Origin of the sequence: Haloarcula onubensis (assembly GCF_031624605.1) — an archaeon.
GTDB lineage: Archaea > Halobacteriota > Halobacteria > Halobacteriales > Haloarculaceae > Haloarcula > Haloarcula onubensis.
Map to the genome: position 1 here is coordinate 389,853 of NZ_JAMQOS010000003.1, position 25,662 is coordinate 415,514.

Below are 25,662 nucleotides of genomic sequence, written 5' to 3' on the forward strand. Positions count from 1 at the left end.
GAGTACGCAATGGTAAACTACTACGTGCGCCGGACGGCCAGGGTGTTCGCCACCATCTTCATGGTCGCCTCGCTGACGTTCGGCCTGATACGGCTGCTCCCCGGCGGTCCCTACACGCTGTTGCGCACTCGGTTGCTCAGGCAGGGAGTGCCGGCCGCGGAGGTCGACGCCCGAATCGCCAACCTGCAGAACATCAGGCCGGACGCACCGCTCTGGCGGCAGTACATCGATTACATGCTCGCGCTCGCCCAGGGGAACCTCGGGGAGTCGATTTCGCTCAACGAACCGGTCGTCTCGGTGCTCGCCAGCTCGGCCCCGTGGACCGTCTTCGTCGTGCTCGTCTCGACGATACTCGTCTTCGCTATCGGTATCTTCCTCGGGGCGCTGCAGGCCTACTGGGAAGGCTCCCGGTTCGACAAGCTGGTCTCGGGCGTCTCGATATCGCTGATGTCGATGCCGTTCTACGTCATCGCCGTCCTCGCGCTGTACGTCTTCGCCTACCAGTTCGGCTGGTTCCCCACGGCGGGGACAATCGGGAGCAGTGTCGAGCGAGAGCTGGGTATCCCGTTCGTCCTGAGCGCGCTGGAACACAGCGTGCTGCCCATCTTCTCGTACACCATCGGTGCTATCGGCGGCCAGGCGCTCGCGATGCGCGGGAACAGCATCCAGGTACTGGGCAACGACTACGTCCAGGTGGCTCGCCTCCGCGGGCTCTCGGACCGCCGTATCGCGACCCGCTACGTCGCCCGGAACGCCATCCTGCCGATGTACACGGGATTCCTGCTCCTGCTCGGCTTCCGACTCGGCGGGACCGTCATCTTAGAGCAGATATTCTCCTACACCGGGCTCGGCTACTACCTCATCACCGCGCTGAACTCGAACGACTACCCGCTGATGATGGGGACCTTCCTCGTCATCACCGTGGCGCTCGTCCTCGGCGTCTACGTGGCGGACCTGACCTACAGCAAAATCGACCCGCGGATTAGCGCAGGTGATTCAGATGAAGCCTACTGAGGCGGACGGCGTCGACTGGCGAAGCGAGAGCACGTCGGCACCGGACGTGACGACGCGCGACCGGCTCCGCGAGGTGTACGACGAGCGGATTCACACCCCGCTGCTCGTCGCGTGGGCCGACTGGCGAACGCGACTGGGCTTTCTCATCCTCGGGGGGTATCTCACGGTGGCGCTCGTCGCGGTGCTTGGGCTGTGGCGAGAGCCGGCGACGAGTCAGGCGCCGCGCTATCTGATGCTGTTCGAGAACATGAAGTACCCGCTCGGCACGACCGCCTCCGGGACGGACCTCGCCGCGCTCGTCATCCACTCGACGCCGGACATGCTGTTGATGATCGCCGCCGGCGCGGTGTGGGCGACGGTCGTCGCCGTCGCGATCGGGACCCTCGCCGGCTACAAGGGCGGCCGCGTCGACAGGGCGCTGATGTCGTTCTCGGACCTCGTCATGGCGATTCCGGGCCTCCCGCTCGTGATAATCCTCGCGGTGACGCTCAACCCGCAGAACCCCGTCCTGCTGGGCGTCGTCATCAACATCAGCTACTGGGCCGGTCTCGGCCGGTCGCTTCGCTCGCAGGTGCTCACCATCCGCGAGAACGACTACGTCGAGGCGTCGCGAACGATGGGCGTCAGCACCCCTCGAATCATCGCGAAAGACATCGTCCCGAACCTGATGCCGTACGTGACGGTCAACTTCGTGTTCGCCGCGCGGTACGTCATGTTCGCGTCCGTGGGGCTGTACTTCCTCGGCGTGTTACCGTATTCGGTACAGAACTGGGGCGTGACGCTCAACTTCGCCTACAGCGGCGGGGCGCTGTTCTCGTGGAGCGCGGCCCACTGGCTGCTGGTGCCGATGGTCGCGATTATGGGGCTCTCGCTGGGCCTCATCCTCCTGAGTCAGGGGCTCGACCGGGTGTTCAACCCCCGTGTCCGGACGCGGATGTCCGGCGAGTCCAGTTCGACGGCGGACGACGACGACGCGACCGTGACGGAGGTGCTCTAGATGGCTTCAGAGACGACACAACGACGACACGGCGACCCGATGGCAGCGACCGACCCGATACTCGAGATGCGCAACGCGCGCGTCACCTACGACGACGGCGAGACGTTCGTCCTGGACGACGTGAGCATGGCCATCGAGCGCAACGAGGTGGTCGGCGTTGTCGGCGAGAGCGGGAGCGGGAAGTCGATGTTCGCCTCGGCGATGCTCGACGCGATTCCCGACCCCGGACACCTCTCCGGCGAAATCCTCTATCACAGAGCGGACGGGACGACCGTCGATATCCTGGAACTCAGTCCGGAGGAACTCCGGCAGTTCCGCTGGGAGGAAGTCGCGATGGTGTTCCAGGGGGCGATGAGTTCGTTCAACCCGACGATGAAGGTCGGCGGGCACTTCCGCGAGACGCTGAAGGCCCACGACGCCCACGTGACCGACGGGATGGAGCGGGCTCGCGAACTCCTCTCCGACCTGTATCTCGACCCCGACCGGGTGCTCGACTCGTACCCACACGAGCTCTCGGGCGGGATGCAACAGCGCGCGCTCATCGCGCTCTCGCTCGTTCTGGAGCCGAACGTGCTCGTGATGGACGAGCCGACGGCCGCGCTGGATCTGCTGATGCAACGGTCCATCCTGCTGCTCTTACAGGAACTCCAGGAGAAGTACGACCTGACGATGGTCTTTATCACGCACGACCTGCCGCTGGTCGCCGCGCTGGCCGACCGGATGGCCGTGATGTACGCCTTCGACCTCATCGAGGTCGCTCCGCGGGACCAACTCATCGGGAACTCCGGCCACCCCTACACCCGCGCGTTGCTGAACTCCACGCCGAACCTCGACGCGCCGCTCGAAGAGATGCGCGCAATCGAGGGCCAGAGCCCGGCGCCCATCAACGTGCCCGCCGGCTGTTCGTACGCGCCGCGCTGTCCGCTCGCGACCGACGAGTGTCGCGAGACGGACCCGGCCTTCGCCGACACCGGCCCCGGCCACAGCACGGCCTGTCACCACTGGGAGCGGGCCAGAGAGCGTATCGACCTGAACTTCGACAGCATCGACGCCGACACGGAGGAGACACGATGAGCCAGCCAGACGCGGTCGCCGAGACGACACAGAACGACGATGCACCGCTTCTCTCACTGGAGAACGTCGACGTCCACTTCGAGAAGGACCAGGGACTGCTCGAGTTCTTCGAGGAACCGGACGTCGTCCGCGCGGTCGACGGCATCTCCTTCGACATCGAGGAGAACGACGTCCTCGCGCTCGTCGGTGAGAGCGGCTGTGGGAAGTCCACGCTGGGCAAGACGACCATCGGGCTCCAGCGCCCGACCGGGGGGACCGTCCGCTACCGCGGGCAGGACATCTGGGCGGCCAAGGACGGGGTCGGCGAGGTCGACATCCCCTTCTCGGAGATCCGCTCGTCGCTCCAGATAATCCACCAGGACCCGGGGAGTTCGCTGAACCCGAACCAGCGAATCGTCGACATCCTCGCCCAGCCCATCAAACAGACACATCCAAGCGCCGGCCGCAGCGAGCGCCGCGAGCGCATCTACTCGCTGCTCGAACGCGTCGGGATGAACCCGGCCGCGGACTTCGCCGACCGGTATCCACACCAGCTAAGCGGCGGGGAGCAACAGCGAGTCGCGCTCTCGCGGGCGCTGTTGATGAACCCCGACCTCATCCTCGCCGACGAGGCCATCAGCGCGCTCGACGTCTCCCTGCGCGTCGAGATGATGGACCTGATGCTCGACCTGCAGTCGGAGTTCGACACGTCGTTCGTGTTCATCTCGCACGACCTCTCGAACGCGCGGTACTTCGCCGAACACGGGGACGGCCGCATCGGCGTGATGTACCTCGGCGAACTCGTCGAGGTCGGGCCGGCCGAGCAACTCATCGAGGACCCCGGCCACCCCTACACGAACGTCCTGCGATGGGCGACCCCGGATCTCGCGTTGCACGCGGCCGGCGCGAGCGACCCGCCGATGCGGAAGATAGACATCCCGGACCCGGTCGACCCGCCGAGTGGCTGCCGGTTCCACACGCGCTGTCCCGAGGCCCGCGAGGCGTGTCGCGAGTCCTGTCCGGCGCTGACGGGCGAGACAGACGGCCACCGCACCGCGTGTTTCCGCACGCAACCGGACCACGAGTACTGGGACAGCCCCCCGCTCGACGACTGAGGGCGACGCCAGCCGCCCTGTCCGGCACGTCCCGGAGCCAAACAGTTACCTCGCCCTCGCCCGTCGAGACGGTGTGAACGTACTCATCATCGGCGGGACGGGGCTCATCAGCACGGCTATCACCCGACAGGCGGCCGCGGCCGGTCACGACGTGACAGTGTTCACCCGCGGCGAACGCGAGGCCGACCTCCCGCCCTCGGTCGACCGTCTCACCGGGGACCGAACCGACCGCGAGTCGCTGGTGCGGGCGCGTGATTCGCTCTCACTGGGCTGTGTCGTCGACATGGTCGGTTTCGACCCGACAGAGGTCGAGACGGCTATCGAGGTGTTCGCCGGCCACGTCGACCAGTACATCTTCTGTAGCACCGTCGACGTGTACCACCGACCGGTGGCGACGATGCCGATTCGCGAGCGAGCCGCCCGAGAGCCGCCGGTCAGCGACTACGGCGCGGACAAGGCGGCCTGCGAGGACCGCCTGTTCGAGGCCTATCGACGCGACGGCTTCCCGGCGACGAGTATCAGGCCGTGGCATACCTACGGGGGCGGCGGCGGCCTCATCGACACCCTCTCCAGCGACGCGTACGTCGACCGCCTCCGCCGGGGCAAACCGATAGTCGTCCACGGCGACGGCACGTCGGTGTGGGCGCCGTGTCACCGCGACGACGTGGCCGCCGCGTTCGTCGCCGCCATCGGGAATCAGGAGGCCGTCGGCGAGGCCTACCACGTGACGGCCACCGAGCCGATGACGTGGAACCAGTACCACCGCCGGGCCGCGGCCGCGCTGGACGCGCCGGCGCCGGAACTGGTCCACGTTCCGACCGACGCGCTGCGCGAGGCGGTCCCCGACCGCGTGGGACCGCTGGTGGACCACTTCCAGTTCTCGACGGTGTTCGACACCGCGAAGGCCGAGCGCGACCTCGACTTTCGCCAGACCGTCGCCTGGGAGGACGGCGTCGAACGGACGGTCGCCGGTCTCGACGACGACGCTATCGCCGACTGGGACAGCGACCCAGAGTACGAAGCCGTCGTCTCGGCGTGGCGGGACGCCGTCGCGGCGTTCGCGACCAGCGTCCGCTAGCTCGCCCCGTCTGCCGTCGAGGCGCAGGTCCGGCCGACCGGCGCTCACTCGGTGACGACCGTCAGGGTGACCGGGACGTTAATGAGCGTTCGGCTGGAGGCGAAGATATGGGATTCAGAGCGGCTCTCCTCGACGGCGTCTGCGAGCAGCGCAACCAGATTCCGCTCCTGCTCGCGGTCGTCATCGTGATGGGCCTGTTACTCGCGTTCTCGCTGCTCTTCGTCCAGCCCGGTACCGCCGCGTACGTCATCGCGCTCGTCGACCTGCTGCTCGTCGTCGGCTGTCTCGTCACCTTCGGTGGCACGTACTGGTACTGTACGAAACGAGCGATGGACGGCTGACGGGGGGACCAGTCGCCCCCGTCGGCTCACTCGTCGAGGAAGGCGGCCGTCTCGGCCGCGAAGGCCGCGATTTCGTCGTCGCTCTCGGCCGCTGCGCACTCCCTGAGGACGGCGGCGTACTCGCCGTCGCCGAGGAAGCCCAGCGTCCGGACGGCCCGCGCCCTGAGGACGGGCGCGTCGGCGTCGAGACACGCCACGACGGCGTCCTCAGCCGCCTCGACCGTCGCCGGGTCGTCCCGGCAGAGCGACCCAAGGATGTCAAGCCCCGCACCGCGGGCGACCACGTCGTCGCCGGCGACGAGTTCCGCGAGGGTTTCGACGCGGTCGGCGAACGCCGGGGGCTCCGCCTCTGCGACCGCCACGGCGACGTCGGCGAATATCTGGCGGGCGACGCGCTCGTGTTGCCGTTCTTCCTGTTCGTGCTGTCGGACCGTTCGCCTGGTGACGCGGTCGTCGATAGCCACTGTGGCCGACTGCTCGTCGCTGTCGGCCGCCGGGGGGCGGCCGAGTCGGTCGAGCAGGGCGTCTGCGACCGGGACACAGTGGGACGGCTCCTCGCTTGCCACCGCCCGAAGCAGTTGCGCGGCCGCCAGTTGCACCCCGCCGAGGTCGGATTGTATCGGCACCGCCACGTCGGAGACGACGCCGGTGACCGCGTCGACGTCGGCCGTCGCCGTCTCGACGAGCGCCGACGCCGCGCTCTGGACGACGCCCGGGTTCTCGTCGGCCAGCGCGCGGCCGAGTTCGGCGACGAAGGGCCGGACGCTGTCCACGTCGGTCTCGGCGAGCAGCGTACAGGCACGCGCGCCACGCTGACGTGTGGCCGCTGATTCGGCGTCCAGCGCCGCGCTGATTTCGGCCGGTTCGACCGATTCGATGGCGCCGTCGCGCAGTATCGCCGCTTCGAGAGGGGAGTGGCCAGTGCCGGACACACCTGTTCGGTTCCGCGCCGACCGTAAAAGGCGTACCGGTGTAGCGGGGTGTATCGTATCCGAACCTGTCTCTTCTGCACAACACGCGCTCGACCATGGACAGTACGTGTAAGCCATCGTCTCTAAACGCGCCCCGTCACCGACCCCAAATTGCTTTACCACAGTGTGCTTAGCCGGCGACAATGTCGCCTGTCCTCGCGAAGCTCAAACGCCCGTTGCTCTATCTCATGGGGCCAGCCTACGTCGTCGCTGGGCTCGTGCATTTCGTCGTCCCGGAGCTGTACGTCCAGATTGTGCCCCCGATACTGCCCGCACCGCTCGCGCTGGTCTACCTGTCCGGGGTCGCCGAAGTCGCCGTCGGGTTCGGGCTCCTGTGGCCGCGGACGCGACGGGACGCCGCGTGGGCGACGATTGCGCTTCTCGTCGCTATCTTCCCCGCGAACGTCTACATGGCGACCAGCGGGGTCGTCGTCCAGGGGCTGCCCGGCGGCGGCGACCCCGCCGCGCTCGTTCGCTGGGGTCGGTTGCCGTTGCAGGGCGTGTTGATTCTGTGGGCGTACTGGTACACGGACCCGTCAGTGACTGACGACCGACGGTGACAGTGTGGCCAAGTCGAGCGGTCGGGTAGTTCCGAAGGACGATATCTTCCCACAGAAAACGTAAATGAAGTGTATCTTAGCGATTTATATTATCAAATATTGGCTTTTGAGAGCAGATTATGTCGGTAAGGCCAGAGTATTGTGATAAATCGGAGTAAGATGTTTGAATGTCTCTAATATAGAAATAGATATCCAGTATATGGATATAGAAGCCGAACTCTATTGCTATCTATGATTTTTCACCGGCGCCGGGCGGCCGGTACCTCTCGCGCCGGGCGGTCGGGGCGTGGCTACGAGGCGACGAGCGTCTATGACAGTAATAGCTTCGTCATGGAAAGACGGTGTTGCCCGACGCCATCCTTTTATACCGTCCCGACTGAACCGTCTCGTAATGGCTGAGGACAGTACCCGCAGTTCCGGACGCACGGGGAAGGTGGCACGGGTGTTGGATGCGTACGACCTCACCGGTCTGGGGGACGAACTGGTCGCCCACTGGACGGCCGAGGAGGACCGTATGAGCCTCCGCGAACTCGCCGACTATTTCAACAGACAGCTGCTCGCGTCGCTGCTGGAGCAACACCGGGTGGAGACGCTCGCCGGCGAAGTGGACAATCTCTACGAACTGCTCACCGACGACGAGGTGACCAGTGGCACGCGTATCCAGGCCGAGAACCAGCTTCGGGAGTACGGCGTCGACGTGGACGCTCTCCGTTCGGATTTCGTCACCCGACAGGCGATTCACACCTATCTCACGAAACACCGCGATGCGGCCTACGAGGCACCGGACACGGGGGACGTCGTCGAGCGCCGCCTGGCCGAACTCCAGCGTCTCCAGAGCCGTCAGCGCGTGGTGACGGAACAGACGCTCTCGTCGCTGTCGAACAGTGACCGCCTCAGCATCGGGACACATCAGGTGCTTGTCTCGACGCGGGTCCAGTGTGCGGATTGTGGCCGGCAGTTCGACGTCGCCGACCTGCTGGACCGCGGTGCCTGTGACTGCGAGCGACCGTAGTGCGGGGCGACCCCGGCACGTCCGCACGACCGACCTCGCCGCCGAAACTATGACGATACTATTACTGTCATAGAAGCCGCCGGGTTGTCACACTCTTTTTGTAGGAACACGCACTACCCGACGGAAAGATGACTCAACCCAGACAGACGGAGTCGGCCGCCACGTTCGATATCACGAACGTCGGTGGTATCGACCACTCCTCGCAGACGGTACACGCCGGCGTGACCGTCCTCACCGGGAAGAACGCGACGAACCGGACCTCGTTCCTGCAGGCCGTCATGGCCGTCTGCGGGAGCGACCAGGCGACGCTCAAAGCCGATGCCGAGGCGGGGGAAGTCTCGCTCACGCTGGACGGGACGGAGTACACCCGCACGCTCACGAGGAGCGGCGGAACCGTCTCCTTCGGTGGGGAGCCGTACCTCGACGACTCGCTCATCGCCGACGCCTTCGCGTTCCTGCTCGAGGACAACGAGGCGCGCCGGGCCGTCGCCCGCGGGGACGACCTCCGAGAGATAATCATGCGCCCCGTCGACACGGACGAAATCGAGCGGGACATCGAGCGGCTGCAGTCCGAGCGCGACGACGTCGACGCCCGGCTCGACAGGCTCGACTCCCTCGCAGACGAACTCCCGGAGCTTCGGGCGGACCGACAACGGCTCGAAGCGGAAATCGACGAGAAGGAGGCCGAACTGGCGTCGACGGAGTCGGAGATGGCCGCGCTCGACACCTCGTTTCAGGAGACCCGGGAGGAGAAGGAGGCCTACGAGGCGAAACTCGACGCGCTGAGCCAGGCGCGCCAGGAGCGAGAACGGCTCACGCGGCGCATCGAATCCGAGCGGGACAGCCTGGAGAGCCTCGAAACCGACCGCGAGGAACTCACGGCGGAACTCGACGAGTACGAGCGCGTCTCCGACGGTCGCCTCACGGAGATCGACGAGGAGATACAGCGGCTCCGCGGTCGGATGCAACAGATAGACTCGACGGTCGGTGACCTGCAGTCGGTCATCCAGTTCAACGAGGAGTTCGTCGACGGGGAGCCGCCGGCGGCGCTTCGCAGCCTGGACGGGACCGAGCAGTCGGGCGGCGGGGAACTGACCGACCAGCTGGTGGACGACTCGACGGACGTCACCTGCTGGACCTGCGGGAGCACGGTCGAACTGAGCCAGGTCGAGGCCACGCTGGACCGACTCCGGCAGGTGCGAAACGAGCAGATGGACGAGCGCCAGACCATCCAGGGTCGCGTCGACGCGCTGCAGGACGAGCGCTCGACGCTCGAAACGGAGCGACGACAGCGGGAGCGAGCGGAGCGGAAACTCGCGGAGGTCGAAGCCGAAATCGACGACCGGGAGTCGACGGTCGAGGACCTCATCGAGCAGCGAACGGAGACGGACGACGAAATCGAGAGGCTGGAGGCCGAAGTCGACGAACTCGAGGACGTGAAACAGAGCGACGTCCTCGACCTGCAGAAGGTGACTAGCCGCCTCGAGGTCGAGATTGAACGGCGAAGCGACGACCTCGCCGACGTCGAAGACCGAATCGCGGAACTCGAATCGGAACTCGACGAGCGCGAGGCGCTCGAACGCCGCCGCGAGCAGCTCTCGACGGAGCTCGCGGCGCTCCGAACGCGAATCGAGGACCTCCAGACGGACGCCATCGAGGCGTTCAACTCCCACATGGAGGCCGTCCTAGAGCGACTGGGCTACGAGAACCTCGAACGCATCTGGATAGAACGCACCGAGACCCAGGTCCGCGAGGGTCGTCGCAAAGTGACCGCGGACCAGTTCGACCTCCACGTGGTCCGCAGCACCGACTCGGGGACGGTCTACGAGGACACCGTCGACCACCTGAGCGAGAGCGAACGCGAGATTACCGGTCTCGTCTTCGCGCTCGCCGGCTATCTGGTCCACGAGGTGTACGACCGGGTGCCGTTCATGCTGCTCGACTCGATAGAGGCCGTCGACGCCGACCGCATCGCCCGCCTCGTCGACTACCTCGCCGAGTACAGCGACTACCTGGTGGTCGCCCTGCTCGAAGAGGACGCACAGGCGCTCGACGACGACTATCCCCGCGTCGAATCCATCTGACCATCCCGCGACCGCCGCCCCGCTCACCGTTTGGCTCTCGCGAACTTTCGGGCCCCGCTGGCCGCCGTAGTGCCGAGCTCACGGCGCCAGCCTGGGCCACTGCGTCCCGATATCGGCCGTTTCACCGGGTTTCGCCGGCGACCGTGGAGACCAGCGCGCCTGCGGTGTCGGAGCGGCGAACGACGTGGTGTTCGCCTCTGGCAAATAGTGGCGCGTAGACTCTCTGAACGGCGGGCAATGGCCTTTATGCGGCCGTCTACTTATCTGAGCCAGTTCGATAGCAACCACTTACGTGGTGCTTTCAGGTCGCTAGTCACGTCGAAATCCGGCACAGCGTCGCCATACTTGCCATTTTCGAGCGGCGAACGGAACGGTTCCGTGAATAGCTCCCCAGAGATTCGATATCGGGCCGGAGACGCCGTCCAGCCGTCGTCTGTGGGACACACCGCCGAACCGCGGCGATTCGCGAGCGGCGAACGGTCAGACCTGCGTCGCGTTGACCTCGATGACGTTCGCGGCGCCCTGAACTATCTCGGGCAGTTCCTCGCGGAACCGGTCGCCCTTGAATCGGCTTGTCGGACCGGAGATGCTGATAGCGCCGTGGATGTCGCCGGTGGGGTGTTCGATGGGTGCGGCGATACACCGGAGGCCGTGGAGAATCTCCTCGTCGTCGAACGCGACGCCGCGTTCGCGGACCGCGTCGAGTTCGTCGAACAGCGCCGCGCGCGTCGAGACGGTCTTCTCCGTCCGCTGGGGCAGGCCGTGGCGGTCGATAATCTCGTCGATACGCTCGGTCGACAGCTTCGAGAGGATGGCCTTTCCGAGCGCCGTGCAGTGGAGGTCCTTCCGATTGCCGGCGTACGACGCCGTCTGGATGGCGTTCTCGCCGCGCGCTTTGTGCAGGTAGACGCCTCGGCCGTGTTCCTCGACCATGAACTGGGCGACCTCGCCGGTCTCCTCGGCGAGGCGGTCGACCTCCGCCTTGGCCACGTCGTAGATGTCGATTCGGTTCTTGGCGTACTCGCCGATATCGACGAAACGGAGGCTTATCTGGTGGGTCCCGTCGTGTTTGACGACGAACTCGTTGTCAGTCAGCGTCGCCAGGTGACTGTGTATCGTCGCCTTCGAGCGACCGAGGTGGTCGGCGAGTTCCGAGACGGTCGCACCGTCCATCTCGCGGAGGGCCTCGAGGATGTTACAGGATATCTGGACGGCCTGTACGCGGCGGCCGGACGGTGCGTCGGGCGGTGTGTCGGGCATGCGCCGGTGTACGGGCGGAACTCATTTAATTGTTCGCCAGACGCAAACGAAGCTACGGGCGGACGGCGTCCGCCGTCTCGTCGAGCTGGCTGTTCTTTATCGCCTCGCCGGTCCGGCCGTCGAAGAGGTGCAGCTTCCGCTCCGGGAAGACGACGTGGACGTCGTCGCCGGCCTGAATTCGGCGCTCGCCGTCGATGCTCGCGGTGTACGTCTCGCCGCCGAGTTCGAAGTAGACGTACGTGACCTCGCCCATCGGTTCGATGACCTCGACCGTCGTCTCGACGGCGTTGTCCTCGTCGGGCCGGGCGAGTGTGATGTGTTCGGGGCGAATCCCCATGGTCAGTTCCGTGCTGGCCTCCTCGAGGTCGGCCGCCGTGTCACTGCCTATCTGGTACGTGAACTCGTCGTGTTCGAGCGTCGCCCCGTTCCGGCTGACCGAGAGGAAGTTCATCGACGGCGAGCCGATGAAGCCGGCGACGAACTGGTTGACCGGCCGGTGATAACATTCGAGGGGCTCGCCGATCTGCTGGAGTTCCCCGTCGTTGAGGATGGCGATGCGGTCGCCCATGGTCATCGCCTCCGTCTGGTCGTGGGTGACGTAGATGGTCGTGATGCCCATGTCCTGCTGGAGTTGCTGTATCTCGGTCCGCATCGTCGTCCGGAGCTTCGCGTCTAGATTCGACAGCGGCTCGTCCATCAGGAACACCTCGGGTTCGCGGATAATCGCGCGACCCAGCGCGACCCGCTGTTGCTGCCCGCCCGAGAGGTCACCGGGCTCTTTGTCCAGCAACTCCTCTATCTCCAGCAGTTCGGCCGTCTCCTCGACGCGCTCGTTTATCTCGTCTTTCGAGAGGTCGGTCGTTATCTTCAACCCGTAGCCGATGTTCTTGTGGACGGTCATGTGGGGGTACAGGGCGTAGTTCTGGAACACCATCGCCATGTCCCGTTCCTTCGGTTTCCGGTGTGTGATGTCCCGGTCCTCCAACAGTATCTGTCCCGACGTCGTCTGTTCGAGCCCGGCGATACAGCGCAGCGTCGTCGACTTCCCACAGCCCGAGGGACCGACGAGAACGAGGAACTCTCCGTCCTTGATGTCGATATTCAACTCGTTGACCGCGAGGATATCCTGGTTACTCGACTCGAACACCTTCTTCAGATCGTTCAGTTGTAAGCGTCCCATGGTTCACCGAGAGTAGCTATGCGAGGGTTTGCCACCTCGGCTAATAAAACCACCCCTCGACGCTGCTCAGACGACGACGGTGAGTCCAGCGCCGGTCGCCGTCCACTCGCCCGACTCGGGGGCGGCGTCGACCCGCGTCAGCGACTCGCCGTCGACGGTGACGGCGTCTGGCTCCGCCGTCCGTACCGTCAGCGTCACCCGGTCCGCGCTCGTCCCGCCGAGGTCGGCCGACAGCGTCTCGCCGTCGTCCGTGACGGTTATCGACACCAGTTCGTCGGCGTCGGCGTCGTAGAATCGGCCGCTCGCCGCCCCGTCCGCCAGCGTCGCGTCCAGTTCGAGATGGTCGGGCGTCCCGTGCTGGACGGACTGTGTCGGCTCACGCTGGGGGACCACGCTCCCGGCGCGGACGAACACCGGCATCTCGTCGAGTTCCACGTCCATGTGGACCGTTCGTCCACCCGCGTACCGTTCGTCCGTCCAGTAGTCGCGCCACTCGCCTTCGGGGAGATAGACGGAGCGGGTCCCGGACTCGGTGAACACCGGGGCGACGAGGATATCTTCGCCCAGCAGGTACTGCGTGTCCAACCGGTGGACGCTGGGGTCGTCCTGGTATTCGAGGACCAGCGGGCGGACGACGGGCAGCCCCGTCCGCGCGGCCACTTCGGCGTAGGTGTAGATGTACGGCAGCAGTCGGTAGCGCACGTTCGCGTACGCCCGGAAGATGTCGAGTGCGTCCTCGCCGAACTCCCACGGCTCGCGCGGCGTCGTCCCGTGACAGCGGCTGTTCGAGGAGAGCAGCCCGAACTGCGACCAGCGCGTGTACACCTCCTCGGAGGGTGTGCCCCGGAAGCCGCCGATGTCGTGACTCCAGAACGCGATGCCCGACAGCGACGCCGAGAGCCCGCCCCGAAGCGCTGCGCTCATCCCGTTCCAACTGGTCTGTGGGTCGCCGCCCCAGTGCATCGGGAACGCCTGGCTGCCGGTCCAGGCCGACCGGCCCCAGACGACGGCCTCCTCGGGGCCGTTGACCTCCGCGACCGTCTCGTAGACCGCCTCGTTGTACAGATACGGGTAGAGGTTGTGCATGGCCTTCCCGCTCTTGCCGTTGGCAAAGACGGCGTCCTCGGGGACGTACTCGCCGTAGTCGGTCTTGAAGACGGCGACGCCCTGTTCGAGCAGCCGGCGGTGTTTGTCCTTCCACCACTCGACGGCGTCGGGGTCGGTGAAGTCCACCAGCGCCCCCCGGTAGTCGCCCTGGCACGTCCGGTCCATCACGTACGGGCTCCCGGTGCCGTCGGTGACGAAGTAGCCCTCGCGGACGCCCTCCTCGAACGCCTCGGTGCCGACGGGGACGTGGGGATGTTCCCACAGCGAGAGCCGGAAGTCGTCGTCCAGCAGTTCCGAAATCATCGCCTCCGGCTCGGGGAACTGCTCGGTGTCCCACTCCAAGTCCGTCGACTTGTTCGCGCGCATCCAGAACGGGTCGAGGTGGAGCACGTCGCTCGGTATCTCCTCCTCGCGCAGGCGCTCGGCGACGGTCTCCAGTTCCTCGCGGGACTCGTAGCCCAGCCGGGACATCCACGTCCCGAACGACCACTTCGGCGGCCGCGCGGGCCGGCCCGTCACCGCGGTGTAGCGCTCGATGACCTCGCGGAACTCGGGGCCGTAGAAGAACACGTAGGCGAACTCGTCGTCCGCGACCGACATCGTCCCCGACGCCGTCGAGGTGTTCCCGAAGTCGTAGTGGACGCGGGCGGTCGTATCGAGCAGGAGGCCGTAGCCGTTCGTCGAGAGGTAGAAGGGGATGTTCTTGTACGCCCGTTCGGTCTCGGTCCCCAGGGGCTCCTCGTGCCAGAGGTCCAGTTCGCGCCCGCGGCGGTCGAACTCGACGAACTGCTCGCCGGCGCCGTATATCTTCTCGTCGGGCGAGAGCCGGAACGACGTGCCGGTCTCGCTGACCCGCCGGGGGTTGTGGTTTATCTCCTCCTGGGCGTACCCCAGTGCGTCGACGCGCTGGCGGCCGAACACGTCCGGGTCGGCCCGCTGTTCCTCGAAGACGGTCGCGCCCGTCTCGGTGTCGCGGACCGCGAAGGACCACTCGTCGAGACCGACCTCGATAGCTAGCACGCCGGTGTCGACGGTGAGCGTGCCGTCGGCCTCGGAGACGTCGAGGGCAACGTCGCTGTCGACGGCGTTCGTGTCCAGGGGCGGGTAGTCGCTCTCGGTCGCCACCTCCGGGTTCGCCTGCAGTTCGAACCGGTAGGTTCGGGGGTCGTACACCGTCAGCGTCACCGGAATCGTCCGCTCGGTCACCGTCTCGGGGGCGTCTATCTCACACTCGAAGTGAACTGTGTCGTCCTCGACGGCGTAGTCGGCCACCGCCGAGACGGTGATGCGTTCGCTCGTCATCCTACCCGGGACGGGGCGTCTCTCGGTAATAAAACTACCCCGTCACCCCCGGGTTTTTGCCGACCGCGACGGAACTGACGGCCAGCAGACTCTATGACAGGCTCTCCCACCGTCGACGCCCTCGTCGACGAGATGGCGCTGGAAGCGAAGGTCGCGCAACTCGGCAGCGTCCGCATCGGCGCGGTGCTTGAGGACGGGGCGTTCTCGGCCGAGCGCGCCCGTGAACTGGTCCCCCACGGCGTCGGCCGGGTGACGCGTGTCGGCCGCGAGAGCGGCCTTGGACCGCGGGACCTCGCCGCGGCGGTCGCCGACTTCCAGGCGTTCCTGCGGACTGAGACGCCCCACGGCATCCCCGCGTTCGTCCGCGAGGAGAGCCTCTGTGGCTACGCCGGCCGGCGCGGCGCGACGGTGCCACAGGCCATCGGGCTGGCCAGTAGCTGGGACCCCGCACTGGTCCGCGAGGTGGCCGGCACCGTCGGCGAGCAGTTGCGCGCCGTGGGCTGTCGGCTGACGCTCTCGCCGGTCGCGGACCTCGGCGTCGACCCGCGCTGGGGCCGCATCGAGGAGACGTTCGGCGAGGACCCCGCGCTGGCGGCGGCGATGACCGGCAGCGTCGTCCGCGGACTCGCCGACAGCGGCGTCGACGCGACGCTGAAGCACTTCGTCGGCCACGGCCGTCCCGCGGGCGGGCGCAATCGCGCCCGGCCGACCGCCTCGCTCGCGGCGATGCGCGACGCCGACTGCGTCCCCTTCCGTGCGGGCGTCGACGCCGGCGCGGCCTCGGTCATGGCGGCGTACAACACCGTCGACGGCGTGCCCTGTCACGCCAACGAGGCGCTCCTGACCGACCTCCTGCGGGAGACGTGGGACTTCGACGGCACCGTCGTCTCCGACGGCCGGGGCATCGAGATGCTCGCCGACGACTACGGGGTCACCGCCGACCGGCAGACCGCCGGCGTGCGGGCGCTCTCGGCCGGCATCGACGTGGAGATTCCCGAGTCGGAGTGCTTCGGCGAGCGGCTGGTGGCGGCGGTCCGCGAGGGGCTGGTCGACGAGTCGGTCGTCGACCGGGCGCTCCGGCGCCATCTCCGACAGAAGGTCCGCGCGGGGTTGTTCACGGCCGACGGACCCGACCCCACCACCGCGGCCGACGCCTTCGAGACCGACGCCGTCCGGTCGGTCACGCGCCGCGCGGCCCGCCGCTCGCAGGTCCTCCTGGAAAACGACGGCCTGTTACCGCTCTCGCCCGACGCCGCCGTGGCCGTCGTCGGGCCGAACGCCGACGCGCCGCGGAACCTGCTGGGCAACTACTCCTACGCCGGCGCGGAGAACGCCGACGGCGGCATCGACATCGTGACGCCGCGGGCGGCGCTGGCCGAGCGCGTCGAGACGGTGGTCCACGAACGCGGTTGCGGCGTCCGGGCCGGGCCGGACGACGACCTTGACGCGGCCGTTTCGGCGGCCCGGGACGCCGACGTTGTCGTCGCCTGCGTCGGCGGCCAGTCCGGGATACACGTCGAGCGCGACTCGCCGGGGACGGCCGGTGAGGCCCTCGACCGGGCAGGTCTGGGACTTCCCGGCCGGCAGGCCGCCCTCGTCGAGCGGGTCGCCGCGACCGGGACGCCGGTGGTCGTCGTCCTCGTGAGCGGCCGCCCGCTCGCGGTTCCGGGCGTCGTCGAACGGGCGAACGCGACGGTGGCCGCGTGGCTGCCCGGCCAGTCCGGCGGGGCGGCCATCGCGGACGTTCTCCTGGGCGCGGACCCCGGCGGTCGCCTCCCCGTGTCGCTCCCGCGCTCGGTCGGACAGCTTCCGATTCACTACCGACAGGACGCCGTTTCGCGGGGCGACTACGTCTTCGCCGACGGGGCGCCGCTGTTCCCGTTCGGCCACGGGGAGAGCTACGCCGACTTCCGCTACGGGAGCCTGTCGGTCGCGCCCGATAGCACGGCCACCGACGGGGAACTCACGGCGACCGTCACGGTCGAGAACACGGCAGACAGACCCGGCACCGAAGTCGTCCAGCTATACGCCCGACACCGAGGCGGCAGGCGAGTCACGCCGGAGCGGGAACTCGTGGGCTTTCGCCGGGTAGACCTCGACGCTGGCGAGACCGCAACCGTGACGTTCACGCTCCCCGCGGCGGCGTTCGCCACCGCCGAGAAGAGACGTGACGCCGGACTCGTCGTCGACCCCGGCGCCGTCACGCTCGGCGTCGGCCGGTCGTCGGCGGACCGTCAGGCGAGCGCGTCGGCCGAACTGACCGGCGCCCCCTCACACCCGCGGCGCCGTCGACCCCTCGCCGACGTGACAGTCGAGCGTGCCTGAATCACCACAATCTTTAACCAGACATTCCGTGACTGCACAGACGATGACGCAAGACGACCAACCGGATTACCGTATTCCACAGGGCGGCGGCGTCCCCTGGCGCGACATGGGGATGGACGAGACACACCGTCCGCCCGAGCGCGACGTCGAGATTACCGACATCAAGACGATGGCCATCGCCGGCAACTTCACCTGGGGCATCGTCAAGGTCGAGACCGACGCCGGCGTCTACGGGCTGGGCGAGACCTTCCGCGCGGAGGCCGCCCTCGACATGGCCGGCCGGATGGATGTCGACCTCGAGGGCGAGAACCCGCTCGACACCGACCGCGTCCGCGAACTGCTCGAACAGCGCTACACTGGCTGTGGCCGCATCGGGCAGGCCGCCTTCACCGCCATCGAGACGGCGTGTTACGACATCAAGGGCAAACTGTTCGACGTGCCCGTCTACGAACTGCTGGGCGGGAAGTACCGCGACGAGATAAAGATATACTGTGACACCCACGGCGGGGAGTCGCTGGGCGAGGCCCGCGACCTCGACCCCAAGGACATCTACACGCCCGAGTCCTACGCGCGGGCCGCCCGCGAAGTCGTCGACGAGGGGTTCGAGGCGCTGAAGTTCGACCTCGACGTGCCGACTCACGCCGAGTACGACGAGGCGAACCGACGGATGGACAACGAGGCCATCGAACACAAGGTCAGCCTCGTCGAGGCCGTCCGCGACGAGATCGGTTACGACATCGACCTCGGGATGGACCTCCACTGGAACTTCACGACGGAGACGGCCATCCGCCTCGGGAAGAAACTGGAGCGGTTCGACCTCGCGTGGCTCGAAGACCCGGTCCCGCCGGAGAAGACCGAGTCCCAGAAGCGCGTCACCGAGGCGCTCGACATGCCGGTCCTGACCGGCGAGAACCTCGTGAAGGCCAACCAGTTCAACACGGCCGCCAGCCAGGGGATGATGGACATCGCCGCGCCCGACATCAACAAATGTGGCGGCCTCGGCGAGTACATCGACATCGCGACCGTCTGTGACCTCTATGGCATCCCAATCGCCTCGCACAACATCTCCAGCCCACTTGGCACCGTCGCCGGCGCACACGTCTCGGCGGCCATCCCGAACTTCCTCTGTATGGAGTGGCACTCCCGCGACGTGCCGTGGTGGAACGAGATGTGTTCCCCCGTCGAGGGCACCGGACCGATTCTCGACGACGGCTACATCGACGTGCCGGAAGGTCCGGGCCTGGGCGTCGAACTCAACCGGGACCTCTGTGAACAGTACGTCGCCGACGGCTACGAGCTAATCATCTGAGCGGTCGCCATGTCTCAGCACACTGTCGTCGTGACCGACCACGACTTCACGGACCTCTCGATAGAGCGCGAGGGCCTGGCGGACATCGCCGAGGTCGTCGAACTGACCGGCGACGTCGGCGAGGACGCCGCCGACGCCCACGAGACGCTTTCGCGGGCGGACGCCGTCATCAACCTCCGGTACGACCTCGACGCGGCGGCCATCGACGCGCTTGAGGACTGCCGGGTCATCTCGCGGTACGGCATCGGCGTCGACAACATCGACGTCGAGGCCGCGAGCGAGCGTGACATTCCGGTGACGAACGTCCCGGACTACTGTCTCGAAGAGGTGTCGGTCCACGCGCTGACGCTGTATCTCGCGCTGGCCCGCGGGCTGAAATCATACGACGCGGACGTGGCCGACGGCGGCTGGGACCGCGGCGCCGCGACGCCCATTCACCGCCTCTCGACCCGGACCGTCGGCGTCGTCGGCTACGGCGCCATCGGCCGGGCCGTCGGGGAACGGGCCGCCGCGCTGGGCGCGAACGTCGTCGCAAGCGACCCGTTCCTCACCGCCGAGGACGTGACCGAGGACCCCGCCGACCTCGTCGAGTTCGAGGACCTGCTCGCCCGGTCGGACTTCGTGACCGTCCACTCGCCGCTGACGCCGGAGACGCGCGACCTGTTCGACGCCGACGCCTTCGCGCAGATGAACGACGACGCCTACTTCGTCAACGTCGCGCGCGGCCCCATCGTCGACGGCGACGCGCTCGCCGCCGCGCTGGACGACGGCGAACTCGCCGGCGCGGGCCTCGACGTGTTCCCCGAGGAGCCCCCGTCGGCCGACGACCCGCTGCGCGACCACCAGAAGGTCCTCACGACGCCCCACGTCGCGTGGTACAGCGAGGAGGCCAACGAGCAGCGCCGACACACCGTCACGGACATCGTCCGGACCGTCCTGACCGGCGGCGACCCCGACAACGTCGTCAACTAGTCGTCTCGGTCGCTGTTTTTGCTATTCTCTCGGCTGCTGGAGGCCGCGAGTGATTCCTGAACGGCCAGAAAGCCCACCCAGCGCTGTTTGACCAACCAGCATGGGCGGGACTGAAAGGGGCCGACCGCTCGGCGTTCGAGGCGAAGTAAGCACCGGAGGCCGAGGAGCGCAACGAGCCGCAGTAGCCGAGCGGTCGGGGGCTTTCTGGCTGTTTGTGGTCTGTCGGGTAGCAGTGGCTAGCGGGGCTTTCTGGCTGTCTGAACTGACGGCAGTTACGCCACGAAAGTAGTACACGACAGAACTGCAGACGAGAGAGAAGAAATTCGCTAGTTCAGGCCTTGCCGGTCGCGGTGAGGCCTTCCACGACCTTCCGCTGGAAGAACAGCATGAACATGATGAGCGGCATCACGGACATGAAGACGGCCGCCGAGATGGTCCCCCAGGGGTACTGGAACTCGCCCTGGTAGAGCGCGATACCGACGGTGATGGTCCGCATCGAGTCCTGCGTCATGAAGGTGAGCGCGAACAGGAACTCGTTCCACGCGTAGATGAAGACGATGATGGCCGCCGTCGCCATCGCGGGCGCGGACACCGGTAGGATGATGCGAAAGAGGACGCCGAGCCGCGAGAGGCCGTCCATCAGGCCCGCCTCCTCCAGCGAGTCGGGCAGTTCCTTGAAGTACGCCTGGAATATCCAGACCGCGAAGGGGAGCTGGAACGCGGCGTAGGGGATGATGAGTCCGAGGTAGTTGTTGAGCAGGCCCCACGACCGGGCAACGCTGTACAGCGGGATGAGGCGGGCGATAAAGGGCAGCATCGCCGTCCCGAGGATGAGCAGGAGGACGGGGAGCTTGAACCGGAAGCGCAGCCGCGAGAGCGAGTAACCCGCCAGCGCCCCCAGCAACACGTCGATGACCGCGGTGCCGGTGGCGACGATGACGCTGTTGAGCAGGTACCGGAAGAACGGCGCGCCCTCGATGGCCGCGCGGTAGTTCGCGAGTGTCGGGTCCCGCGGGATGTACTCCACCGGGAACGTGACGACGTTGCCCGGCTGTTTGAGCGACGTGATGAACATCCAGAGGATGGGGAACACGGAGACGAGCGCGATGATGAAGATGCTCCCGTAGAAGCCGACCTTCTTGCCGACCCACTGGAACCGCTCGATTTCGAAGCTGTTGTCCTCGTAGCTCATCTCAGCGCACCTCCGGTTCGTACAGCGTCCCGACGTACAGCATCGCGATGGCGGCCGCGATAGCGGTGATGATGGTCGCCGTCGCCGCGCCCTCGCCGAAGTTGAGTCGGTTGAAGGTCATCTGGTGGTCGAACAGGACCAGCGTGGTCGTCGCCGAGGCCGGGCCGCCCCCGGTCAGACCGTAGGGGAGCCCGAACGCCTGGAACGCGGGCAGCGTCCGGAAGATGAGCGCGACGAGCAGCGTCGGTTTCAGCAGCGGGAGCGTGATGTCGCGGAACTGCCGGATGCGGGAGGCCCCGTCCATCCGCGCGGCCTCGTAGAGGTGGTCGGGGATGGACTGCAGGCCGGCCAGCAGGATGAGTGCCATGAACGAACTCGTCTTCCAGATGGTGATAAAGAGCATCGAGGCCAGCGCGGTGTCGGGCCGCGCCAGGAACGGGAACGGCTCCGCGAAGATTCCGATGCGGATGAGCAGGTCGTTGATAACCCCGTACTGCCCGTTGAACATCCACGCCCAGATGCGCGCGTTGATGACCGTCGGAATCGCCCACGGGAAGAGGATGGCCGCCTGCGCGAAGTACTTGCCCTTGAACTCCCGGTTGAGCAGGAGTGCCAGGCCCAGGCCCAGGACCAGTTCGACCGGGACGCTCACCACCGTGTAGATGAGCGAGATGCGCAGGGCGTTCCAGAACCCGTCGCCGTTGAGGAACTGCTCTAGCAGCGGGCCGCTCCCGTAGAGGGCCCGGTAGTTCTCCAGGCCGACGAACTCCCGGGGGTTCATATCCAGCACGTAGCCGGTGTGGAAGCTCCCGACGATGGTGTCGAATATCGGGTAGAACGACACCGCGAGCAGGAAGGACACGACTGGTGTAAGCAGGATGACCGCCAGTTCCTCCTCGGAGAACCGGAGGTTGCGATACCGCTGCACTCTGTTCTGTCGTCCCGCGCCCTCCGAGGCGGGCGACCCGGACGAACTGTCGACTGTGTCTGCCATTCACCTGGATGGCCGTGGTCTTTCATTATAAAACTACGGGGGGTACGACCGCTCCGACCCGTCCGGTGTAGTTTTATGTATCTCGCCGCCAGCAGTGCTAGTACATGGTTGGCAGCAGTTCGAGCACGCGGACCAGTAGCGTCCTCGCTCGCTGGCGGCGAATCGTTGCGACGGCGGACCGGGGCTGGAAGGCCACCGCCTTGGGCGTCGCTATCGTCGTTGCGACGGCCGTGGTCCTCTGATGCGGGCCGGTGGACGCGTCGTCCCGGGGTTGGTCGCCCTGCTCGTGCTAGGCGCGCTCGCGCGAGCGGTCGGGACGGCGACGCCGCTGAGCCCGCTCGTCGTCGCCATCGGGGCCGGCGCACTCGTCGCGGCGCTCGTCGGCGTCCCCGAGTGGGTCGAGCCCGGTCTCGACCGGCACAAGTTGCTCCTGGAGACGGGCATCGTCCTGCTGGGTGCGCAGTTGACCCTCGGTCAGTTGGTGACGACCGGACCGGTCGTGGTGGTCCTCGCGATGGGCGTCGTCGTCGTTGGCGTGGTGTTCGTCGAACTCGTCGGGCGGCAGGCGGGCATCGAGTCGCGCACCCGGTCGCTGCTGGCGGCGGGGGCCAGCGTCTGTGGCGTCTCGGCCGTCCTCGCCGTCGCCGGGAGCATCGACGGGGACGAGGCCGACATCAGCTACGCCGCGGGGACGGTGCTCCTGTTCGACGCCGTCACGCTCGTCGCGTTCCCGGTTCTGGGTACGGCGCTGGGCCTGCCCGATAGGGTCTTCGGCGTCTGGGCGGGCCTGAGCCTCTTTTCGACCGGGCCGACCGCGGCCGTCGGCTTCGCCGTCTCCGAGACGGCGGGCCAGTGGGCGACCATCACCAAGCTCGTCAGGAACACGTTCATCGGCGTGCTGGCCGTCGCGTACGCCCTGTACTACACGACCGGCGACGAGCGGGCGGACCCCACCGAAATCTGGTATCGGTTCCCGAAGTTCCTCGTCGGCTTCCTCCTGGTCGCGCTCATCGCGAACCTCGGGCTCGTCGACGCCCCGACCCAGTCGGCCGTCGAGACGGTCGGGGACTGGCTGTTCACGCTGGCCTTCGTCGGCCTCGGCTTCGAGTTGAACCCGCGGCGGCTCCGGTCGACCGGCGTGCGCCCGCTGCTCGTCGTCCTCGCACAGTTCGTCACGGTCAGCCTGCTGGCGCTCGGGGCGGCCGTCCTGCTGGTCTGAGAAACCGGGTGGCGTGGCCCCATGAGAAAACGTTATAACCTCCGGCGTTCGTCATCGAAGTCGTATGGCCGACAGGTATCTAGAGGTAGTCGAACCATCAGACAACGTCGCGACAGCGCTTCGTGACGTAGCCGCCGGCGAGACCGTCACGGTCGCCGTCGGCGACGAAGAACGAACCATCGACGTGATAGACGACGTCGGCTTCGGACACAAACTCGCCATCGCGGACATCGCCGACGGCGAGACGATAACGAAGTACGGCAAGAGCATCGGCAACGCGACCGAAGACATCCCGGCGGGCACGTTCGTCCACGTCCACAACGTCGAATCGAACTACGGCCGGGGCGACCTGGCCGACGACACCGAAGTAGAGGCTATCAGCGAGTAACCCATGTCCGAATTCCTCGGCTACGAACGCGACGACGGCAGTATCGGCATCCGAAACCACACACTCATCGTCTCGACGGCGCCCTACGCCAACGACACGGTCGAGCGCGCGGCCGACATCGTCGAGAACACCATCCCCATCACGCACCCGCTCGGTCGCTGTCAGACCAAGCCGGACGTGTTCCAGACCTACCGGACGCTGCTTGGCTACGCGACCCACCCCAACACCTACGGTGCGGTCGTGGTCGCCCACGCGGGCGAAATCGTCGACGGTGACGAACTGGCCGACGACATCGCCGAGACCGGCCGCCCCAGCGCCTCCATCAACATCCACGACGAGAAGGGCGTGATGAACGCGCTGGACGCGACGGTCGACGCCGCACAGGAGATGGCCCAGGACGCCAGCGCCCAGCGTCGCGTCCCGGCCGACATGTCGAACCTCACGTTCGGTATCAACTGCGCCACCTCGGACACGACCAGCGGCCTCTGTCAGCACAAGGCGACCGCGGGCGCGGTCTGGCGGCTCATCGACGACCACGGCGGCCGCGGCTGCTTCGCCGAGACGCCGGAGTTCTTCGGCGGCGAGAACGAACTCTCCGAGCGCGCGGTCGACGAGGACGTGAAACAGGAGATTCTCGACCGGGTGGACCACTGGGACAAGCGCCTGCAGGCGACCGGCTACGACGTCCGCGGCGCCCAGCCGACGCCGGACAACATGGACGGCGGGCTCACCACCATCGAGGAGAAGTCGCTGGGCGCGCTCGTCAAGTCCGGCGACGGCCCCATCCAGGATATCGTCGACTACAGCGAGAAGATTCCCGACGACTCGGGGATGTACATCATGGACACGCCGGGCCACGGCGCCGAGTCCGTCACCGGCATCGGAGCCGGTGGGGCGCACTTCATGGTCATCTCGACCGGCCAGGGCCACACCCTCTCGAACGCCGTGATGCCGACGATCAAGATTACCGGGAATCCACACAGCGCCGAGCGCGTCCCCGAACAGACCGACGTGGACGTCAGCGAAGCGCTCGTCGGCGACGAGTCCGTCGAGTGGGCTACCGACCAGTTGTGGGACGAACTGCAGGACGTCATCAACGGGAAGCTCACGCTGAGCGAGACGATGGGCGAGAGTCAGTTCGCCATCCACCGCATCGGCCCGTCCACATAATGGAGGTCGACCGGCAACGCGCGGTCGCGGTCGCCGCCGACGCCTTCCGCGCGCACGGTATCGACGACGCCGACGCCGAGCAGACGGCCGAAGTCCTCGTCAGCGCGGACGCGCGCGGCAAACACTCCCACGGACTGCTCCGCCTGCCGCGGTTCGTCCGCGGTATCGAACACGGCAACGTCGACCCCGAGGGCGCCATCGAAGTGGTCTCCGAACGGGGCGGCGCGGCGACGCTCAGCGGCGGGTCGCGCCTCGGCCCGGTCGTCGCCAGCGCCGCGGTCGGCGAGGCGATGGACCGCGCGGCCGAGTTCGGCGTCGGTGCGGTCGGCGTCCGCGACTCGAACCACCTCGGGATGCTGGGCTACTACACCGACCAGTTGCTCCAGGCGGGCTACGTCGGCATCGGTATGACGAACACCGAACCGGCGATGCCGCCCCACGGCGGGACGGCGTCGGTGCTGGGGACGAATCCCATCGCAATCGGACTGCCGACCGACCCGGCGTTCAACCTCGACATGTCGACGTCGGGCATCGCGCGCGGGACCGTCCTGCACTACAAGGAGACGGGTCAGGAACTGCCCGAGGGCGTCGCGCTCGACGCCGACGGGCACCCGACCACCGACCCCGCGGCCGCCCTCGACGGCACGATACTCCCCTTCGGTGGGGCGAAAGGCTCCGGCCTCGCCATCGCGGTCGAGGTGCTCGCCGGCGGCCTCGTCGGCGCGGCGATGGGCACCGACGTGACCGGGACCTACCACACGGACGACCCCTGCACGAAGGGCGACCTCTTCCTCGCCATCGACCCCGAGGCGCTGGGTGTCCCGGCGTTCGGCGAGCGGGCCTCGGCGTTCCTCGCCGACCTGACCGCCGACGAACCCGCCGCCCACGTCGACGAGATTCGACTGCCCGGGCAACGCTCCGTCGAGCGCGACCGGGCCGCGGCGACCGTCGACATCGAGGACGACCTCTGGAGCGAGGTCCAGGCCCTCGCAGACGCGAACTGACGACGGCCGGTTTTT

The 25,662-nt window shown here is 67.1% G+C and carries 23 protein-coding genes; 17 read left to right on the forward strand and 6 right to left on the reverse strand.

What is annotated here, in order from left to right; all coding sequences use genetic code 11:
- Nucleotides 1-9 precede the first annotated feature (9 nt).
- The 6 genes from NDI86_RS11400 (at nucleotide 10) to NDI86_RS11425 (ending at nucleotide 5,598) form a co-directional block, all read left to right on the forward strand.
- The gene (locus NDI86_RS11400) at nucleotides 10-1,014 is read left to right on the forward strand and encodes an ABC transporter permease (RefSeq protein ID WP_310900547.1); all 1,005 of its coding nucleotides are present in this window, start codon (nucleotides 10-12) and stop codon (nucleotides 1,012-1,014) included.
- Nucleotides 1,001-2,011 (forward strand): ABC transporter permease, encoded by a 1,011-nt coding sequence (locus NDI86_RS11405; protein ID WP_310900548.1) that lies wholly within the window; start codon nucleotides 1,001-1,003, stop codon nucleotides 2,009-2,011. The genes NDI86_RS11400 and NDI86_RS11405 overlap by 14 nt, the downstream gene beginning before the upstream one ends.
- Nucleotides 2,012-3,085, forward strand: coding sequence for an ABC transporter ATP-binding protein (locus NDI86_RS11410; protein ID WP_310900549.1), 1,074 nt, complete (start codon nucleotides 2,012-2,014; stop codon nucleotides 3,083-3,085).
- A complete protein-coding gene (locus tag NDI86_RS11415) occupies nucleotides 3,082-4,179 on the forward strand; it encodes an oligopeptide/dipeptide ABC transporter ATP-binding protein (protein ID WP_310900550.1) in 1,098 nt (365 codons plus the stop codon). The genes NDI86_RS11410 and NDI86_RS11415 overlap by 4 nt, the downstream gene beginning before the upstream one ends.
- Before the next feature lie 73 nt (nucleotides 4,180-4,252).
- Nucleotides 4,253-5,257, forward strand: a complete 1,005-nt coding sequence (locus NDI86_RS11420) for an NAD-dependent epimerase/dehydratase family protein (RefSeq protein ID WP_310900551.1) — start codon at nucleotides 4,253-4,255, stop codon at nucleotides 5,255-5,257.
- Between the two features lie 107 nt (nucleotides 5,258-5,364).
- A complete protein-coding gene (locus tag NDI86_RS11425; protein ID WP_310900552.1) occupies nucleotides 5,365-5,598 on the forward strand; it encodes a hypothetical protein in 234 nt (77 codons plus the stop codon).
- A gap of 26 nt (nucleotides 5,599-5,624) precedes the next feature.
- Here the strand turns inward: NDI86_RS11425 and NDI86_RS11430 are convergent, their stop codons facing one another.
- A complete protein-coding gene (locus tag NDI86_RS11430; protein WP_310900553.1) occupies nucleotides 5,625-6,530 on the reverse strand; it encodes a hypothetical protein in 906 nt (301 codons plus the stop codon).
- 182 nt (nucleotides 6,531-6,712) lie between these two features.
- Between NDI86_RS11430 and NDI86_RS11435 the strand changes: the two genes are divergently transcribed.
- From NDI86_RS11435 to NDI86_RS11445, 3 genes are all read left to right on the forward strand, one after another.
- Nucleotides 6,713-7,129 carry a DoxX family protein gene (locus NDI86_RS11435; RefSeq protein ID WP_310900554.1) on the forward strand — a complete coding sequence of 139 codons (417 nt, stop codon included), beginning with the start codon at nucleotides 6,713-6,715 and terminating at the stop codon, nucleotides 7,127-7,129.
- A gap of 391 nt (nucleotides 7,130-7,520) precedes the next feature.
- Nucleotides 7,521-8,141, forward strand: coding sequence for a rod-determining factor RdfA (gene rdfA, locus NDI86_RS11440; protein WP_310900555.1), 621 nt, complete (start codon nucleotides 7,521-7,523; stop codon nucleotides 8,139-8,141).
- 128 nt (nucleotides 8,142-8,269) lie between these two features.
- Nucleotides 8,270-10,225, forward strand: coding sequence for an archaea-specific SMC-related protein (locus tag NDI86_RS11445; RefSeq protein WP_310900556.1), 1,956 nt, complete (start codon nucleotides 8,270-8,272; stop codon nucleotides 10,223-10,225).
- A gap of 480 nt (nucleotides 10,226-10,705) precedes the next feature.
- Here NDI86_RS11445 and NDI86_RS11450 read toward each other — a convergent pair whose 3' ends face one another.
- From NDI86_RS11450 to yicI, 3 genes are all read right to left on the reverse strand, one after another.
- The gene (locus tag NDI86_RS11450; protein ID WP_310900557.1) at nucleotides 10,706-11,485 is read right to left on the reverse strand and encodes an IclR family transcriptional regulator; all 780 of its coding nucleotides are present in this window, start codon (nucleotides 11,483-11,485) and stop codon (nucleotides 10,706-10,708) included.
- Between the two features lie 52 nt (nucleotides 11,486-11,537).
- Complete coding sequence (locus tag NDI86_RS11455) at nucleotides 11,538-12,665, reverse strand: ABC transporter ATP-binding protein (RefSeq protein WP_310900558.1); 1,128 nt, start codon at nucleotides 12,663-12,665, stop codon at nucleotides 11,538-11,540.
- Nucleotides 12,666-12,731: 66 nt separating this feature from the next.
- The gene (yicI, locus tag NDI86_RS11460; protein WP_310900559.1) at nucleotides 12,732-15,074 is read right to left on the reverse strand and encodes an alpha-xylosidase; all 2,343 of its coding nucleotides are present in this window, start codon (nucleotides 15,072-15,074) and stop codon (nucleotides 12,732-12,734) included.
- A gap of 93 nt (nucleotides 15,075-15,167) precedes the next feature.
- Here yicI and NDI86_RS11465 point away from each other — a divergent pair, with 93 nt between their 5' ends.
- From NDI86_RS11465 to NDI86_RS11475, 3 genes are read left to right on the forward strand one after another with little or no spacing between them, the layout of a single operon-like run.
- Nucleotides 15,168-17,399, forward strand: coding sequence for a glycoside hydrolase family 3 N-terminal domain-containing protein (locus NDI86_RS11465; RefSeq protein WP_310900560.1), 2,232 nt, complete (start codon nucleotides 15,168-15,170; stop codon nucleotides 17,397-17,399).
- 43 nt (nucleotides 17,400-17,442) lie between these two features.
- Entirely contained in the window at nucleotides 17,443-18,708 is a 1,266-nt protein-coding gene (locus NDI86_RS11470) for a mandelate racemase/muconate lactonizing enzyme family protein (RefSeq protein WP_310900561.1), read from the forward strand.
- 9 nt (nucleotides 18,709-18,717) lie between these two features.
- The gene (locus NDI86_RS11475) at nucleotides 18,718-19,680 is read left to right on the forward strand and encodes a C-terminal binding protein (RefSeq protein ID WP_310900562.1); all 963 of its coding nucleotides are present in this window, start codon (nucleotides 18,718-18,720) and stop codon (nucleotides 19,678-19,680) included.
- Nucleotides 19,681-20,011: 331 nt separating this feature from the next.
- On the opposite strand, the gene NDI86_RS11480 is transcribed toward NDI86_RS11475, so the two are convergent.
- Together NDI86_RS11480 and NDI86_RS11485 are read right to left on the reverse strand one after the other, a co-directional pair.
- Complete coding sequence (locus NDI86_RS11480; protein WP_310900563.1) at nucleotides 20,012-20,872, reverse strand: carbohydrate ABC transporter permease; 861 nt, start codon at nucleotides 20,870-20,872, stop codon at nucleotides 20,012-20,014.
- Nucleotide 20,873: 1 nt separating this feature from the next.
- Nucleotides 20,874-21,866: a carbohydrate ABC transporter permease gene (locus NDI86_RS11485; RefSeq protein WP_310900564.1), complete on the reverse strand. Its 993-nt coding sequence runs from the start codon at nucleotides 21,864-21,866 to the stop codon at nucleotides 20,874-20,876.
- Between the two features lie 104 nt (nucleotides 21,867-21,970).
- Between NDI86_RS11485 and NDI86_RS11490 the strand changes: the two genes are divergently transcribed.
- The 5 genes from NDI86_RS11490 to NDI86_RS11510 all read left to right on the forward strand — a co-directional run bounded on the left by NDI86_RS11490 (nucleotide 21,971) and on the right by NDI86_RS11510 (nucleotide 25,647).
- Nucleotides 21,971-22,108, forward strand: coding sequence for a hypothetical protein (locus NDI86_RS11490; protein WP_310900565.1), 138 nt, complete (start codon nucleotides 21,971-21,973; stop codon nucleotides 22,106-22,108).
- Entirely contained in the window at nucleotides 22,108-23,085 is a 978-nt protein-coding gene (locus NDI86_RS11495; RefSeq protein WP_310900566.1) for a YeiH family protein, read from the forward strand. Before NDI86_RS11490 ends, NDI86_RS11495 begins: the two co-directional genes overlap by 1 nt.
- A 64-nt stretch (nucleotides 23,086-23,149) precedes the next feature.
- A complete protein-coding gene (locus NDI86_RS11500) occupies nucleotides 23,150-23,473 on the forward strand; it encodes a UxaA family hydrolase (protein WP_310900567.1) in 324 nt (107 codons plus the stop codon).
- Nucleotides 23,474-23,476: 3 nt separating this feature from the next.
- Nucleotides 23,477-24,643, forward strand: coding sequence for a UxaA family hydrolase (locus NDI86_RS11505; protein WP_310900568.1), 1,167 nt, complete (start codon nucleotides 23,477-23,479; stop codon nucleotides 24,641-24,643).
- A complete protein-coding gene (locus NDI86_RS11510; RefSeq protein ID WP_310900569.1) occupies nucleotides 24,643-25,647 on the forward strand; it encodes an Ldh family oxidoreductase in 1,005 nt (334 codons plus the stop codon). Before NDI86_RS11505 ends, NDI86_RS11510 begins: the two co-directional genes overlap by 1 nt.
- Nucleotides 25,648-25,662 lie beyond the last annotated feature (15 nt).